Annotated in this window: 14 protein-coding genes and 1 pseudogene; 9 read left to right on the top strand and 6 right to left on the bottom strand. The window is 55.8% G+C overall.

The annotated features are described in order from the left end of the window. Positions 1-278 precede the first annotated feature (278 nt). The 9 genes and pseudogenes from N7640_RS12960 to N7640_RS13000 form a co-directional block, all read left to right on the top strand. Positions 279-1,043: pseudogene (locus N7640_RS12960) on the top strand (RHS repeat-associated core domain-containing protein); the annotation flags it as partial. A gap of 1 nt (position 1,044) precedes the next feature. Then, positions 1,045-1,659, top strand: a complete 615-nt coding sequence (locus N7640_RS12965; RefSeq protein WP_279905964.1) for a DUF1629 domain-containing protein — start codon at positions 1,045-1,047, stop codon at positions 1,657-1,659. Positions 1,660-1,792: 133 nt separating this feature from the next. After that, positions 1,793-2,521: a DUF1629 domain-containing protein gene (locus tag N7640_RS12970; RefSeq protein WP_279905963.1), complete on the top strand. Its 729-nt coding sequence runs from the start codon at positions 1,793-1,795 to the stop codon at positions 2,519-2,521. Positions 2,522-3,314: 793 nt separating this feature from the next. Then, a complete protein-coding gene (locus tag N7640_RS12975; RefSeq protein WP_279905962.1) occupies positions 3,315-3,638 on the top strand; it encodes a hypothetical protein in 324 nt (107 codons plus the stop codon). Positions 3,639-4,159: 521 nt separating this feature from the next. Next, positions 4,160-4,426: an AHH domain-containing protein gene (locus N7640_RS12980; protein ID WP_279905961.1), complete on the top strand. Its 267-nt coding sequence runs from the start codon at positions 4,160-4,162 to the stop codon at positions 4,424-4,426. A gap of 3 nt (positions 4,427-4,429) precedes the next feature. Continuing rightward, the gene (locus N7640_RS12985) at positions 4,430-5,005 is read left to right on the top strand and encodes a hypothetical protein (protein ID WP_279905960.1); all 576 of its coding nucleotides are present in this window, start codon (positions 4,430-4,432) and stop codon (positions 5,003-5,005) included. A 148-nt stretch (positions 5,006-5,153) separates the two neighbouring features. Then, positions 5,154-5,522 (top strand): hypothetical protein, encoded by a 369-nt coding sequence (locus N7640_RS12990; protein WP_279905959.1) that lies wholly within the window; start codon positions 5,154-5,156, stop codon positions 5,520-5,522. 182 nt (positions 5,523-5,704) lie between these two features. Then, the gene (locus tag N7640_RS12995) at positions 5,705-6,133 is read left to right on the top strand and encodes a hypothetical protein (protein ID WP_279905958.1); all 429 of its coding nucleotides are present in this window, start codon (positions 5,705-5,707) and stop codon (positions 6,131-6,133) included. Positions 6,134-6,286: 153 nt separating this feature from the next. Beyond that, positions 6,287-6,721 (top strand): hypothetical protein, encoded by a 435-nt coding sequence (locus tag N7640_RS13000; RefSeq protein WP_279905957.1) that lies wholly within the window; start codon positions 6,287-6,289, stop codon positions 6,719-6,721. A 178-nt stretch (positions 6,722-6,899) separates the two neighbouring features. Here N7640_RS13000 and N7640_RS13005 read toward each other — a convergent pair whose 3' ends face one another. From N7640_RS13005 to N7640_RS13030, 6 genes are all read right to left on the bottom strand, one after another. Continuing rightward, complete coding sequence (locus tag N7640_RS13005) at positions 6,900-8,255, bottom strand: O-antigen ligase family protein (protein WP_279905956.1); 1,356 nt, start codon at positions 8,253-8,255, stop codon at positions 6,900-6,902. 81 nt (positions 8,256-8,336) lie between these two features. Next, positions 8,337-9,068: a WecB/TagA/CpsF family glycosyltransferase gene (locus tag N7640_RS13010; protein ID WP_279905955.1), complete on the bottom strand. Its 732-nt coding sequence runs from the start codon at positions 9,066-9,068 to the stop codon at positions 8,337-8,339. A 53-nt stretch (positions 9,069-9,121) separates the two neighbouring features. Beyond that, on the bottom strand, positions 9,122-10,399 hold the full coding sequence (locus N7640_RS13015; protein ID WP_279905954.1) for a hypothetical protein: 1,278 nt from the start codon (positions 10,397-10,399) through the stop codon (positions 9,122-9,124). Further along, complete coding sequence (locus N7640_RS13020) at positions 10,396-11,394, bottom strand: class I SAM-dependent methyltransferase (RefSeq protein ID WP_279905953.1); 999 nt, start codon at positions 11,392-11,394, stop codon at positions 10,396-10,398. The genes N7640_RS13015 and N7640_RS13020 overlap by 4 nt, the downstream gene beginning before the upstream one ends. Then, complete coding sequence (gene asnB, locus N7640_RS13025; RefSeq protein ID WP_279905951.1) at positions 11,387-13,228, bottom strand: asparagine synthase (glutamine-hydrolyzing); 1,842 nt, start codon at positions 13,226-13,228, stop codon at positions 11,387-11,389. Before asnB ends, N7640_RS13020 begins: the two co-directional genes overlap by 8 nt. Before the next feature lie 19 nt (positions 13,229-13,247). Beyond that, the coding region (locus tag N7640_RS13030; RefSeq protein WP_279906200.1) for a proline-rich domain-containing protein at positions 13,248-14,689 on the bottom strand (1,442 nt) is incomplete at its 5' end.

The following is a 14,689-nucleotide window of genomic DNA, read 5'->3' on the forward strand; positions in this document are numbered from 1 at the left end:
ACGGCTGGGACGGTAACCGCCTGCTGCTGGAGCGACAGGGCGACAGGGCGACAGGCAGCAGCTCTATATCTACGAGCCGCGCAGCTTCGTGCCGCTGGCGATGGTGCGCAGCGAAGGATCGCAGACAGAAACGCAAGGATTACCATCGGAATATCAGGTCCTCAAGGAACAGTATCCCGAGCAGTGGGGCGCGACACTCGACAACCTGCCGCGCAAGATAGCGGCTGCGATCCGGCAGCTGGAGCAACCTGCCAGTCCCGATAAGAGCCCGGTATACCGATCACCTGGGCACGCCGAGGGAGCTGACCGACAAGGATGGCCGCATCGTCTGGTCGGCGACGTACAAGGCATGGGGCAATACAGCAAAGATCGAGCGACCTGGACGATTGATCACTGCCCTCCAAGGCAACCTCCAGATTCAACGCTGGGAAGAGCAGGGTGAACCCATCGAGCAGAACCTGAGGTTTCAGGGTCAGTATTACGATCAAGAAACAGGGCTGCACTACAACCGGTTCAGGTACTACGATCCAGACTGCGGGCGGTTTGTGAGCCAGGACCCAATCGGGTTAAGGGGAGGGATTAACAATTATCAGTATGCGCCCAACCCGCTCGGATGGGTCGATCCATTCGGTTTAAAGAAAAGCAAAGGAAGCAAAAGACTGAGAGATGCTTTAGGGGCATTAAGTGGTGATTGCCACCAAGCGCATCACTTGATCCCTGAGGAGGTCATGGACGATAAGGCTTTTGCCAAGTTGTTCCAGCGACTTAGTGAGTTAGGTTTTGATCGCGATGGCGCGGGTAACGGCATCATGTTGCCTGGCAACGAGGAACTAGCAAGAGCCACCGGATTGCCAGGGCATTGGAGTAATCACAAAGACTATACGAAATTCATTAAAGAAAAAGTTATAGCTTTAAATAGTGAGTGGAAAGAAGGTATGGATGATATGCAGTTGATTTTGGAAATCAAAGAGATTCAGATGTCTGCCAAAAGTGATATTGAAGGTGGTAAATTTGAGATTAGCCCGAATTGCAGGTTGATGTAATATGAGATGGTATATTGTAGATTACGATATTTCCGGAAAAAAAGGATGTCCTCCTTATCTGAAGGGGGAGCTGAATCATGACTGGGAGTGGGATGATTATGATCCTGATCCATTTAAATTTGAAATCAGCGACGATTATGTATTTAAAGCTCGACATAGTTTCTTGAATTTTGACTTTTGGGACAGCGGCCCTTTAGTGTCAGAGAGATTTGTGAAGATTTGTGAGCAGTTTGGAGTTGCATTCAGACTAGTGCCTGTGCGTATGATCCAGTCAGGAGGGGAGGAAACTGAGAAGAAATATTATTATATTCTCTTGGTTGGTCAATATGGTGCTCTGCATTATAAGGAGTCCAAGTTGAAATTTTATACAGACCTACGAACTGGAGAGGTGTTGTATAGAAAGCATTGCCCTACTATTCCTCGGGTTATCTCGGTGTATAGGGCAGTGATTGATAATGAAAGGATCTTGGGTAAGCATATTTTTAAGTGCGTGGACTTTTCTGGCAAGCTCGTATGTAGTGAGAAATTTAAGATAGAGTGTGAGAAAAATAGTTTGCTAGGCGTTAAATTTATTGAGATAGATGAGGGTTTTCAGTATTTGGGAGTGGGAGGATGAAATTTACTGGGAGGTGAGCGGAGTTTTGTCAACTTCAATATTGTGGGGGCAATACTTGGGGTTGGAATAGTATAGCTTGATGGTGCTTTAGGCCTCGTTCGTCTATCGCTCGAACAGTTGAAGGTTCAGAGCCGTGATTAAAAGGCATTCAGTTTTTTATCAAGGTTCATATCAAAAAGTAACTCCAGCTAATTCCAATCTGCAGATTGATGTGCTTATGAAGTGGTACGTTGTTGGCTATGACTCTCACCGTGGAAAAGGATGCCCGGCATATCTCAAGGGGGATCTAAATCATAGTTGGGAGTGGAATAAATATGATCCGGATCCGTACAAATATAGCATTAGCAATGACTATGTTTTTCAATCGAAACATGGTTTTCTAGATTTTGATTTTTGGGATGGAGGGCCATTAGTTTCAGAAAAATTTGTAGAGATTTGTAAGAGGTTCGGTGTTGAGTTTCGATTGGTGCCTGTGCGTATGATCCAGTCAGGAGGAGAGGAAGCGAAGAAGAAGTATTTTTATATGTTGTTTTCTGGGCGGTATGAGATTCTTGATTATGAAGTATCAGATTTAAAATTTGATACGGACTTAAGGACGGGAGCGGTTCGTTATCATAAATACTCTCCCTGTACGCCTTTTGTTTATTCCGTTTATAAGGCGGTAATTGATGAGAGCAAGATCTCTGGAAGGCATATTTTCAAATGCTTGGACTTTTCGCGAGATACTGTTTGCAGTGAGGTCTTTAAAGCTGAGTGCGAGAGTAGTCAGCTAAACGGCATCAGGTTTATTGAGATAAATGATTGCTACCGAGAAATTGGTAATGGAGACACTGACCGTCCGGAGTTGGAGACCACGGTTTAAATGATTGATTGGGCGTTTGTTATTTGGCCATGGCTCTTGCTGGATAATCATGGGATACTATAGGATTTTGATAATTATGCTTCAGGCCTGAAGTGTAGTGCGGAATAAGGTTCAAGGTCTTGTGTGATAAGCTGGGTTGCTCGGTTATTTTTTGCTTCGGTTGCATCTGTTAATTTGAGGGTCGTATACCGGGTAGCAACTTTGGTGGGGTGAGGGGCTGGGGCGGGCTATCCCCCTTAAATATTGAAACTCCTGTTACGAATGTTTGAGGTGGGTCTTTCTACATTTTAGCTATGATGCTCGTGGCGAAAATTTCCGCTCTCAGATGGCGAGAATACTCACTACAGATAGAGCCTTAACCTCTTGTGGCTACTCTAGAATTGCTTGCAATTTTTTACTTGGTAGCTGTATCTGATTTTTTCATTGGGCGTTGCGGCAGATACTCTGTGGTGCGCAGACAGAAGCGCAAGCACTGCCAACGAAATATCGACACTCAAGCGAGTAATGGGGGGAATACTCGATAAACTCCAGCGCAAGATAGTTGCTAATATCCGGCAGCTGGAGCAACCTGCGACTTCAGACAAGAGCCCGGCAGAAATACTCTACTACCACACCGATCATCTATAAAGCTCTGAGAGTGGCGGGCTGAGGCTTGCTGCAGCAAAGTGCGCTGCTATGAAGGTGCGCGGCTATCTTGAGGAAATTGGAGCAGGTGCTGCCTCTGAAGCGGAAATACCGTCAAGGAGAAAAGTAAATAGATAAGGCGGAGGTTTGGAACAGGCTCTTTGAGTTTGTGTCGTGCATCTCTTCAGAGAATATCGAGCGCCTTGAAAAAGAGTTTGGAGTAAGTCAGGCGGTTTTTTCGGAAATTCAAGAGTGTTTGGAGGATTTTTTAGGTGCTGTTTTCTCTGTTTCAATAGCGCCTTTAAACAAAGCATTTGAGTCCAGCAATAACTCAAGAGGAAATATCGATATATATGAGATGAATGACGAGGGCAGAGTGGGGGTTGAGTGTATTTTGTGGGTGGATGGTGTTCCAACAGAGGCTGTCTTGCATGTCGAGATGGAAGAAAAAAATTATGTCTATAATATTTCTTATAAATATATAGGCTCTTGACTTCTCTCGGTGGCAACCTGAATTAAGAATGACAGTTGATTAAAGAGATCAACGCTATTCACCGTTTCCACTTCGACTGGTGGTCGAGCGCGATGTTGACGGGGCTCTGAGGCGACCATCGCCGGGAGCCTGTTGGAAAGCGGCGATGGCATGCAGACAGAGCAAGGATTGCCTCTGGAATATTAGACTCTCAAGGAGCAGTATCCCGAGCAGCTGGGCGCAACGCTCGACAAACTGCCATGCAAGATAGCGGCCACGATTCGGCAGCCGGAGCAGTCGGCGAATGCCGGTAAGAGCCCAGCGGAAATCCTCTACTACCACACCGATCACTTGGGTACGTCGGGAAAATTGACCGACGAACACGGTCTATTGCCTGGGGGCGTGGGGTAACACGGCGAAGTACGAGGTGGGGGTAATAATTACCAATATGCACTTAATTCGGTGGGGGATTGACCCTTGGGGGCTTTGCTTATGTCCAATTCATCACATATGCACAAATAAAAATGCTGTTTCCGAGGTGCGTGGAGGACCATGCCCCTCGCTTCAAGGAGATATTTGATAAGGCTGGCCACGATTTAGATGATGATATAAATAATATTGGTGTAGTGGGGCATAAAGGCCCACATCCAGAGGAATATCATCTTGCAGTCTATAGACGTCTTGTTGAAGCTGTGAGAGGCAAAGAAGGTGAGGGCTATAAAAAGGCATTTAAGGATGAAATGGAGCGCTTAAGAGAGGATGTTATTGATCCCGAGCATAGACTTAACAAACTGCTCTGTAAAAGGTGAAGTGTGAATTATTTTGAAGCTAGACAGGACATGTCGATTAGGGATCAATGGTATTTGTCTGCGCCTTATGACTCTTTGGGCAAGGAGGTGCCAGGATGGACTTTTAGCTCGGGAAAGAAGGTTGGTGAGATTGGCGGTCTGTCTACTAATGTATATCAGAGCGGAACGGAGCTATTGATTAGCTTTGGAAGTATGGGGATGCTATATGTGGAATCGAGCATGTGCGAGGTTTTTAGTGATATTGCAAGGGAGTGGATTCAGTTTTTTGATGTAAATGTCATAAATGCCAAAAATAAATATAAAATTGTCAACCCGTGCGTTTCCCTTGATGCTATACATAGCAGCTCGGATATAGAGTTTTTTTCAGAAAAAGATATAAGTAAAGACCCCTCACTGGGAGGGCGATATAAGTATTTATGGAATATAATTCTTGACTCTAGTGTTATTTTTGATGATTGCCATATATTTAGGCCAAGCAAATTTCTTGGATGTGTAATCGTGAGTGAAAAATTGAAAAATGGAATTGAGGTCTTTTCTCGTGCGAATGGAGTAGAGTTCTTTCCGGTTTCTGTCGTCTAACTTATGCTTCGTATTTTATAAGCACCGGTAGAGCTCAGCAAGCCAAGCCTATAGAGCAGAATTTTAGACTCCAAGAGGCTACTGTTACTCTATGAAAGCTGCTGCTTGGGAGTGAAGTAACCCAGTGGAATTTTATGGGAGAAATAAGATGAAGCGCAGTGACAGTGAAATTCTTAGCGAGTTTGGTGAGATGTTTTCGAAAGAGATTCGTGACTCAACTCTGGTTAGGTATGAGAAAATAAAAAAAGGAGAGCTAGGCTCAGTATCCGCAAAAACGCTCCACACCAAATTAGAGCTTTTAGATAAAAAATCCATGTCAATTGTTGATGAGCTTGTTCTGGATGTTGTTGATGCAGCATTGTTCAGGTTTTTAAGGCTTGTGGAGCAAGAAGAAATAATTATTTCTTATAATGATTATAAGAATGTCGCCGATTTGAGCGATGGCATATCAGGGGAGCTTTTTGGAAATGATGGCTGGATAGCGTTGTATAGTGACTTTCCTCCGTCGGAGCGATAGTCGGATTAGTGTTGAAATGATTTTTATAGACATATGTTGAGCTATTAGGTTTCTCTTGCGAGTCAGGTATTCACTTGGCATCGACTCGGCCTGATAACATTCAATATCAGGCCGAACCAATTGTCGGATGCATACTAGAATCTTCTTAAACCCTTGTTGTTGTCAGTAATGAGAGGATTCATATGGAAGCTGCAGATACAGTAGGCGAATTCCTTGGTCAGATGCTTGCGTGGGAGAAAGAGCGCCTGGGTATTCTTAAATCTGATTCTTATAAAAGTGGCGACGTAAGCTTTCGTGGAGACCAAGATAGTAAGTCTCGCAGAAAGTTGATTTCAATAATTGAAAGTTATTTTACATCTCAAGCTGTTACCACTTTGGGAGCGGCCAAGGCTGAAACTATGGGGGTGGGCAGGCCTCCAATTTACGATCAGTCGGTTGTAGAGGCTTGTGAAGCCGGAGACTGTTTTTTTATTGTATGCGGCTCGAATAATGGAGGATTATTAGGGCAATTTATTAGATATACGCTGAGAAAAGTAAGTGATAATTGGAGAATTGATCGAGTTCATTCTAGTAGAGATAGAGTGGACTGGATAGAGAATAACTCTATATAGCCTTTAAGGCTCTGGAGAGCTTGGGCCTAAGATTATTGTAAATATTTCTGATTGGTCAGTCTGCACTGTGAGAAATAAGTTTCTTTACCGTTTGGCATGGAAGTGGATAGCGCTGACTGCTCTCCTTAAGTGAGATTTTGATGATTTATACGAATGATTGATGAAAATTTAATCAATTTTCTTCGCTCAAGAAATTGGTGGTATGACGAAGAGAGCATTTCATATAGGCAAGCTTTAAAAAGGCTCGGACTGAATCTAGAAAGCGATTTTTCTTTCTTTTTTCTTCATGCTGAAGATGGGCCGGATTTCTCTTGGAAATCTGATACTTTTTATCAGCTTTGCTGGCATATTTTGAATACAGATTATCTCCAGCTGCACTCTAATTTAAAGAATGCCTTCGGCCTCCCAGATGGGCTTATCCAGTTTTCATCGTCAGAAGGTGGTGGTGCATATTTTTATGATCCTAAATCTGGCTCAGTTCTTTTGGCTCAATTAGGGGTAAGTCAGTCAGCCTCTAAGCCAGGCAATGTGTCAAGAGAGTGGAATGGTTTCAATGAGTTTGCTGTCGACTTTTTTGAGATCGGCTAAATTTATAATGTGGTCGTAATTTCTTTACTTCGTTCGCTCATCAGTCTTTAAATAGCATTGTGCGCTTTTCTTAGAAGTAAAGATGGGCAAAGCATTAAGGCATTTTGATATAGATGGTACTCAGAGCGCCTTGTACATTCGCTTCATGCTCGATTGCACTGGACCATATCTCAAGCTTTCAGGCTGGGAAGTGTTCACCTTCACCTGATGCAGCCCGCAAGGGACAAGGCTCAAGCAGACCACTTGGAGCGAGGAGGAATGGTCGGCCTACGTGCAGGCCAACCTCGACATCAACCCGCTGCTCACTCCCGCCGAAGCCAGAGCGATTGCCAGTCTCACCCTCCGATCGCTTCAACCCCATGATCAAGCCGACCGGCAGCCACAGGATGACCCAGTAGGGACTGGGGCGATGGAACACGGCGTAGACATCCGAGATCATGGCCACCATTGCGAAAACCAGCAGGGATAGTGCAATTCTTGCACTCGCGTCCTGGCGCATTCGCCAGGCTTTTATCAGCAAGGCGGCGAGCAACAGCAGAAACAAGGCGATGCCCGCGAGGCCGTATTCGTACCAGAGCTGGAGATAGAGACTGTGTGCATGCAGCACCTTGTCTCCCCAGGGGTAGCGATAGACCAGGTCTTGCCCGGGGCCTTCGCCGAGCAGCCAGAACTCGGGTAGCCGCTCCAGCCAGTTGAGCCAGATCAGGTCGCGGCGGCTGGTGCCGATGCGCCATTCGTTCTGTATCTGCGGCCAGAAATAGATGGCCATGACCACCAGGGCGAGTGCACCGATGACCAGCAACTGCCGGGCGCGAGACTTTGGCGACAGCAGGAGCAGCGTCAGGCCACCTGCCGCGAGCGAGAACCAGGCGCCACGGGAGAAGGTCAGCAGCAGGTACATCAGCAGGCCGGCAAGGCCTGCCAGGGCGAGCGTCAGGGGGATTCCCCGAAGTTCTTTTTCCACCACCAAGTGCAGCAGAAAGAGCGAGAAGAAACCGTAGTAGAGGCCCGCGATGATCGGGTGGTCCAGGTCGGCGAGGCCATTCCAGCCCAGTTCGAACAGGCGCCCGCCGCTCCTGATGGCGTCATAGCTCAAGGGCTTGTCGAGGATGACGAATTGGTAGATTAGCGTCAGCCAGGCGAAGCCGGCGGCTACCGTCGCCGTGATCAGCAGTACCTTGTCGATTCGTTTGAGTTGGGCCAGGCGCGCTACGGCGAAGGTATAGAGCAGGAGGAACAGTGCGATCTTCAGCCAGTAGCCGGGCGAGTGTGCGGCATCCGTGCGCAAGACTCCGCTGACAGCTACGAAACCTAGTAGCGCCAGTAGTGCGAGTGAGCAGGGTTGACGCCACAAGGGCAGGGCCAACCGCTCGGCGAGCAGCACGAGCAGGGCCGGCGCGAAGAGCAGCCAATGCGTCTGCGTGGCATAGCGGCTGCCATCGTTGTTCAGGAGCAGGCCACTGATCTGCGCGACCAGTCCCACCATGAGCAGCACGAAACCTGCCTGGGAGAGCCTTGGGTGATCGAGTGTCATGGGCAGACCGTGGTCAAATTCGGATGACGAAGGGGGATCGTCGCACCAGGTGACTGGTGGTGCCGAGCCCTGCACTGTTCGCTACGCACCGCCGCGTGATCCGGCCAAGCGGGTGAGGGAGAGCTTGAGCTTTTTACGCACTAGCAGGAACAGATAGGTGCCGTTGGTTCTCACGTAGCGCCACAGCAGGCGGCGCGGCTCAAGAAGCAGCCTGAACAGCCATTCCATCCCTATCACCTGTATCCATCGCGGTGCGCGCGGCAGCTTGCCGGAGAGCACATCGAAAGAGCCGCCGACGCCCATGCCGATCTTCACGCCGAGGGTCGGCCAGTGCTTCTGCAGCAACACTTCCTTCTTGGGCGAACTCATGCCGACGAACAGGATATCCGCACCGCTGGCACGAATCGCTTCGGCCACGCCGGCCTCTTCCTCTGCCGTGAAATAGCCGTCACGTGTGCCCACGATGCGCAGCGCCGGGTAGCTGTCGAGCAGGCGACGAGCCGTCAGCTCCACCACGTCTTGGCGTGCGCCGAGCAGGTAGACCGAGGCGCCTGTATCCGCCGCCAGGGCGCACAGGTCGCCCAGCAGGTCGATGCCCGCGCGGCGCGGCGGAGCTGGAATGTCCAGAAGCCGGAGCCCCAGCGAGATGCCGGCGCCATCGACATGGACCCGTTCCGCCTCTTCCAGCGCGGTCATCAGCAGGTTATCCCGGCGCGCATCGACCAGCTTGGCGACGTTCAGGCCTTCCAGTCGCAGCCGGTATTCGCCGGCCAGCGCGCGTTTCGCGTCGTCGAGCAGGTTCTGCACGGGCATCAGGTCGAGGGGACATCCGAAGAAGGTGATACGGGTGTGGCCTGGCTCCGTACTCATAGTGGCTCCCTGGATGCTGGGTGAGGTGCTCTGGAAAGGCTGCGTAGCGCTCCGCCACATAGCAGCCAGAAGGCTCCGCTGCCGGAGACCGTCAATATGTGTTCGGAGCTGATGAAGGTAGTGGCCAGGCCGAACGAAAGCCAGAAAGCCGCCAGGGCGATGGGGTCGCCATGCATGCGGTAGCCGCGCCACAGCGCCAGGGCGAGGTTGGCGTAGAACCACAGGAACAGCAGGGCGGCCGGCAGGCCCAGCTGGAAGGTGATGCTGAAGATGGCCCCTTCGCCGCCGCCGATGGCGGGGCGGCTTTCCTGGGCGACCACCGCGCCCTGTGCCCCCAGGCCGGCGCCTACGACCAGCACGTTCGACAGGTCCGCGAGGTTTTTCTGCAGGGCTTCCCAGTGGCCGATCGTAGAACCATCGAGGAAGTTGATGCTGGTATGCACGATGCCGTACGACGCGACGCCAATCGCCACCAGGGCGGAGGCCGTAATGACCAGACGCGAGAGCCCGCTGCGGAACAGCGACGTGCCGGTGGTCAGGTAGCCGATCAGGGCCAGGCTCGCCGCCAGCATCGCGCCCCGGGTGCCCGACATCCAGATGCCCAGAAACATCAGCGCCGCCAGACCGAGACCAAGCCAGCGGGCGCGGCGATCCAACCAGGCGAGGGTGGCAAGGGACGCCATGGCCAGGAACATGCCCTGTGCCAGCGGCGAGGCCAGAAGGCCCGCGGCGCGGCGCCCCAATTCCGTGCCGCCATAGAAGTTCCAGGGCAGTCCATTCGCCGGATTGCCGCCCAGCAGCATGCCTTTGACGTTCAGCATGTAGCTCGGGTAGTCGATCGTCTCGATCCAGAAGGAGGTGTTTCTCTGCTCCCAGGCACCGAATGCGATGCTGGCGATGGCCAGGGTCGCCAGCAGCGCAGCGCATCCGCGTAGCTGGTCCGGTCGCCGGATGCAGTAGTAGCCCACCAGAAAGAGCAGCATCGGGATCAGCAACGTGCCAAGCGAGCCGATGCGAATGCCAAGAGAAGCGTCGCCGTGGCTGAACAGCAAGTAGAGCAGGGCGATGCCGCCATAGGCGACCATGGGCAGGAGAAGCGTCTTCGGCAGGCGCACCGTGAGCAGGCAGAGCCCCGCGACAAGGATTACCAGCAGGTCGCGCGCCGGGCGCAGCATGCCCGCCTCGGGCCAGTCGCCACCACCGTACAGCCAGGCGGCGACGAGATCGCCCAGGTGAATCCACAGCACGATGACCGCGAGCACCAGGAATCTCATCGAGGCGATTCCCGGAGGCGTTCACGATGCTGTCGCCAGCGCTGCAGTTCGCCCACCAGGCCAGGGCCCAGCAACACAAGGGCCACGCGCTTGGCCTTGGTCTTGAGCCGGTTCTTCCAGCTCCATCCGACCCGCTCTATCCAGCGGTCGATGGCGCTCACGTCCTCGGCGGCGGCCGGCGCCACGGGCGAACGGGCCAGGTGCTCCGGGCGCCTCGCTTCGAGCCATAGCGTGCCCACCAGGGAGGCCAGCGGATGCGAGCCGCAGTGGATCACCTCCAGGCCGGCCGCCTCGGCCAGGCGGCGCAGGTTGTCCGCCGAGAAGTAACTCAGGTGGGCCGGATGGACGAACAGGCGCGTCCGCCAGTCGTCCATGAGGTCAGGTACCTCGATCCACAGCTGGCCGCCCGCCCGCAAGGCGCTGGCCGCCTGTTCCAGAAAGCCGAGTGGGTCTATCAGATGCTCCAGCACATGGAAGGCGACTATCGCGTCCAGGCTGCCGGAGGGAAGGTCCGGCAGGGCGTCGATGAAAGCCACGTCGGCCTGATTCAGCAAGGCTTCCCGGTGGGATATATCCGGCTCGCTGGCACTCAGGCGCAGGTCCTGGCGCAGCGTTGCGGCCTGGCCGAGAAACGCGCCGAAGCCGGACCCCATTTCGAACAGACGGCCGTCACGGGGCAGCTTCGGTGCGATCAGGGACAGGCGCTGGCGTGCAACCTCGGCGTCGCCACGCCAGGCGAAGAAACGGGAGACACTGCGCCAGGGAACTTCGGCCGGGAACAGGCGCCGATAGGGGCCGGCGTAGAACCTCGAGAGCCCGGCCTGGGTGAAACCGGGGGCCAGGTAGACTGCGGCACAATATCCGCAGCGGCGCAGCTGCTGGCCCGACTCCGCGTAGACCTCCGGCCAGAAGTGTCGCTGTGCCTCGGTGGAGCCGCAGAGGCGGCACTGGCCCAGATCGGGTGCCAGCCCCCAGTCGTCGATCCGCTCAGGCATAGACGCTCCGATACCAGAGGGCCACAGACAGCGCCAGCCACAGGGTGCTGTGCTGGTTGCCTGTTGCGAGGCCTGCCCGCAGTCCTTCCACGTCGATGTAGTCCGCCAATCCGGACGGCAGATCGTCCAGGAGTTCGCGCCACGGCAAGCGCGCCACGAGGAACTGTTCCGCGTGGCCGAAGCCGGTGTTCTTGGGCGTCTCGATCAGGGATTGCGGCAACACGCCCGCGAACGCATCCCTGAGCAGCGCCTTGGAGCGTCCTTCTCCGACCCGCTTCAGGGCGGGGGTGGCGAAAGCACGTTCCACCAGCCGGTGGTCCATGAACGGGCTGCGCAGCTCGATGCCGGCGCTCATGCTGTTGCGGTCGGCCATACGCAGGGCCATGGGCAGCAGGTTGTCCAGCTCATCCTGGCGCAGCCGGTCTTCGAGGTCGCCCTGCATGCTGTCCTGCAGTGCTTCCAGCCGATGCCGTTGCGCCGCCCAGAGATCGTCGTTGATCAGTCCGACGCTGGGCCGGCGGCTCCGTAGCAAGGCCCCCACCAGTGGTAACGGCAGGTCCCAGACCAGGCGATTGAGCAGCAGGCCGGGCGAGAAGGTGCGGTATTTCAGCAGGCGCGCCACCTGCCTCCAGTCACCGGCCATGAAGGCGTCCCGGGTGGCCAGGGTGTGATAGCGGGCGATGTATCCCCCGAATAGCTCGTCCGCACCCTCGCCGGAAAGCACCACCTTGTAGCCCTGGCCGCTGATAGCGCGGTAGGTGCGGAAGCTGGCGAGCGCGGAGGGGGTGCTGAAGGGCTCGCCCTGGACGCTCACCAGGCTCATCAGCTCGTCGGCCGAAGGGATCGGGTGGAAGCGCAGAACGTGGTGCAGGTCGGTGTGACCGCCGCCGTGCATCAGCATGGTGGCGCGGGACGACTCGTCGAACTCGGCCTGTTCGCCGTCGCTGTAGCCATAGGTGAACGCCCCCGATAGCCGTTGCCGCGGGGCCTGCGAGGCATTCAGGGCGACGCGGGTGATGATGGAACTGTCGAGGCCGCCCGAAAGCAGGCTGGCCACGGGCACGTCCGCCTGCAGGCGCAGGCTCACGGCGCTCTCGACCAGGGCGCGGACCTCTTCCGGCGAGAGCGGCGGCGCACTGCCGGGTTCCGGCCAGTGATGGTAGGGCGCCGCGCTGAACCGTCCGCTCCTGCTCATGCGGCAGACCTGGCCCGGGGGAACGGCCCGAACGCCTTCGAAGAAGGTGGCGGTGCCCTGTTCGGAGAAGCTGGTGATGAGGAAGTCGAAGATCTTCTCCGCATTGGGCGCCGGATAGCCGCCGCGCATCAGGGCGATGGCGCCAATCTCGCTGGCCAGGGTGGCCTGCTTGCCGTCATGGTGCAGGTAGAGCGGCTTCACGCCGAGGCGGTCGCGGCAGTACACCAGATCTCCGCTGGGGGCGTCCCACAGCACCACCGCCCACATGCCGTTGCAGCGCGGAAAGACGCCTTCCCCCCAGATGCGCCAGCCCTGCAGCAGCACTTCCGTGTCGCCGTCGGTCACGAAGACGCAGCCGAGTGCGCGAAGCTCCTCGCGCAGCTCGACGAAGTTGTAGATCGCGCCGTTGAACACCAGGACGCTGCCGCTGATCGGGCAGCGCATCGGCTGTTCGGCCGCGCTGCTGGTGTCGAGAATGGCCAGCCGGCGATGGCCGAGCAGCGTCGCCGGCGCCTGGTCGACCATCAGCAGACCTTCGGCGTCTGGGCCGCGCCGGGCCAGGCTGGCCAGCGCCTGGCGGGTTCGTTGCTCGAGGCCGTCGCAGGCACCGAGTGCGCGTACAGCGATCAGTCCGCACATGGCAGCAGCTCGAAGGTGTTCATCGAAGGGGGGCCTCAACATAACAGGAAGATCGCCGCCACAGGGCGGCGAGGGTCGGCAGCAACAGCACGAGCCCTATCACCATGCTCCAGTGCCATATGCCGAGGGCGCAGGCCAGCACGGACAGCGACAGTGCGGCCATGCCCCAGGGGCTCGGGCGCAGTTTCAGCAGCACGAGCAGGCCCGCCAGGACGGCCAGCAGGCCGAGCACACGGGCCCACAACAGGTAGTCCGCATCGCTGATCCAGGCCGCGCCTGCCTGCAGCAATGCACTGAGCGCCAACCCCACGCCCAGCAGCCTGGAGAGCGGCCGCTCCTGGCGGGCGCCGATGAGCAATATGCTGAGAAAACCGCTGGAGGCCGACACGCCCCAGGCAAGCAATACGATCGCGCTCAGCGCCAGCCACTGACGCTGATCGCTGGACAGCTCCAGACCGTGCAGCAGCAGGCCGCTCAGGATCACGGCGGTGCTGCCCCAGCACACCAGGGACGCGGCGGAGAGAATATGACGTCTGCCCTGACGTTCCTGCGCCTCGGGCAGCAGCAGCCGGGAAAATTGCGCGAGCACGCCGGAGAGACCGCTCAGCACATGGTTCAGGATCAGGAAGAAGGGCAGGAAGGTCGGTGCCAGCGGGGCGAGCAGAAAGGGTGTCAGCCGATCATGGAGCGTTCCCCATACGCCGAGCAGCGACAGGTGGAAGGCCGAGCCCAGTTGCCCCTTGCCGGCCAGCGGTAGCCAGAGCCGGAGCCGACGGCTGCAGATCACGCTTACCAGGGCCTGCACCAGATAGCCCAGGCTCACCGAGATGCCGGCCGCCGCCGAGGTGGACAAGGGCGGGGCGTATTGCAGCAGGCACCAGATGACGAGGGCGGAGGGCCAGGCGATCTGCGCCACCAGCAATCCGCCCAGGCGTCTGCCTTCGACGATCATCGGCGAGGAGTAGTTGAACAGTGCGAACAGGCATGCCGCCGCAGCGCCTGCCAGGTATTGCCGGCTCGCCTCATCGTCGTTCCACTGCATCCAGCCGATCATCACCGCTGCCAGCAGGAGCAGGGTGGCGACCAGCCGGTGCCCGAGCGCGTATCGCCAGGTGCGCTCCCACTCCGAAGAGCCGCCGCGCTCGCGCAGGAACAGCGATGCATATCCCAGGTCCGCCAAGAAGATCGAGGTGATCAGCAGCAGATGGGCCAGACCGACCGCTCCATAGGCCGACGGGCCCAGCTGGTCCAGCAGCCGCAACTGGAAAAGGAAATTGGCGATCTGACCCAGGCCATAGGTCGAGGCGGCGAGCAGCAGTGAGTGCCTGATGGCGATTGGTCCGGAGCTCGGCTCCGGCTCGGGGCCGCGCTGGGGCGATGGTCCCGGTGGGCTCGGGTTCACTGGGTGCTGTCCGGGAACACCACCCGGCGCAGGGCCTCGTCGAATCGCAGCCGCGGCTG

The organism is Pseudomonas sp. GD04015 (assembly GCF_029837675.1).
In the GTDB taxonomy this organism is placed as follows: domain Bacteria; phylum Pseudomonadota; class Gammaproteobacteria; order Pseudomonadales; family Pseudomonadaceae; genus Aquipseudomonas; species Aquipseudomonas paralcaligenes.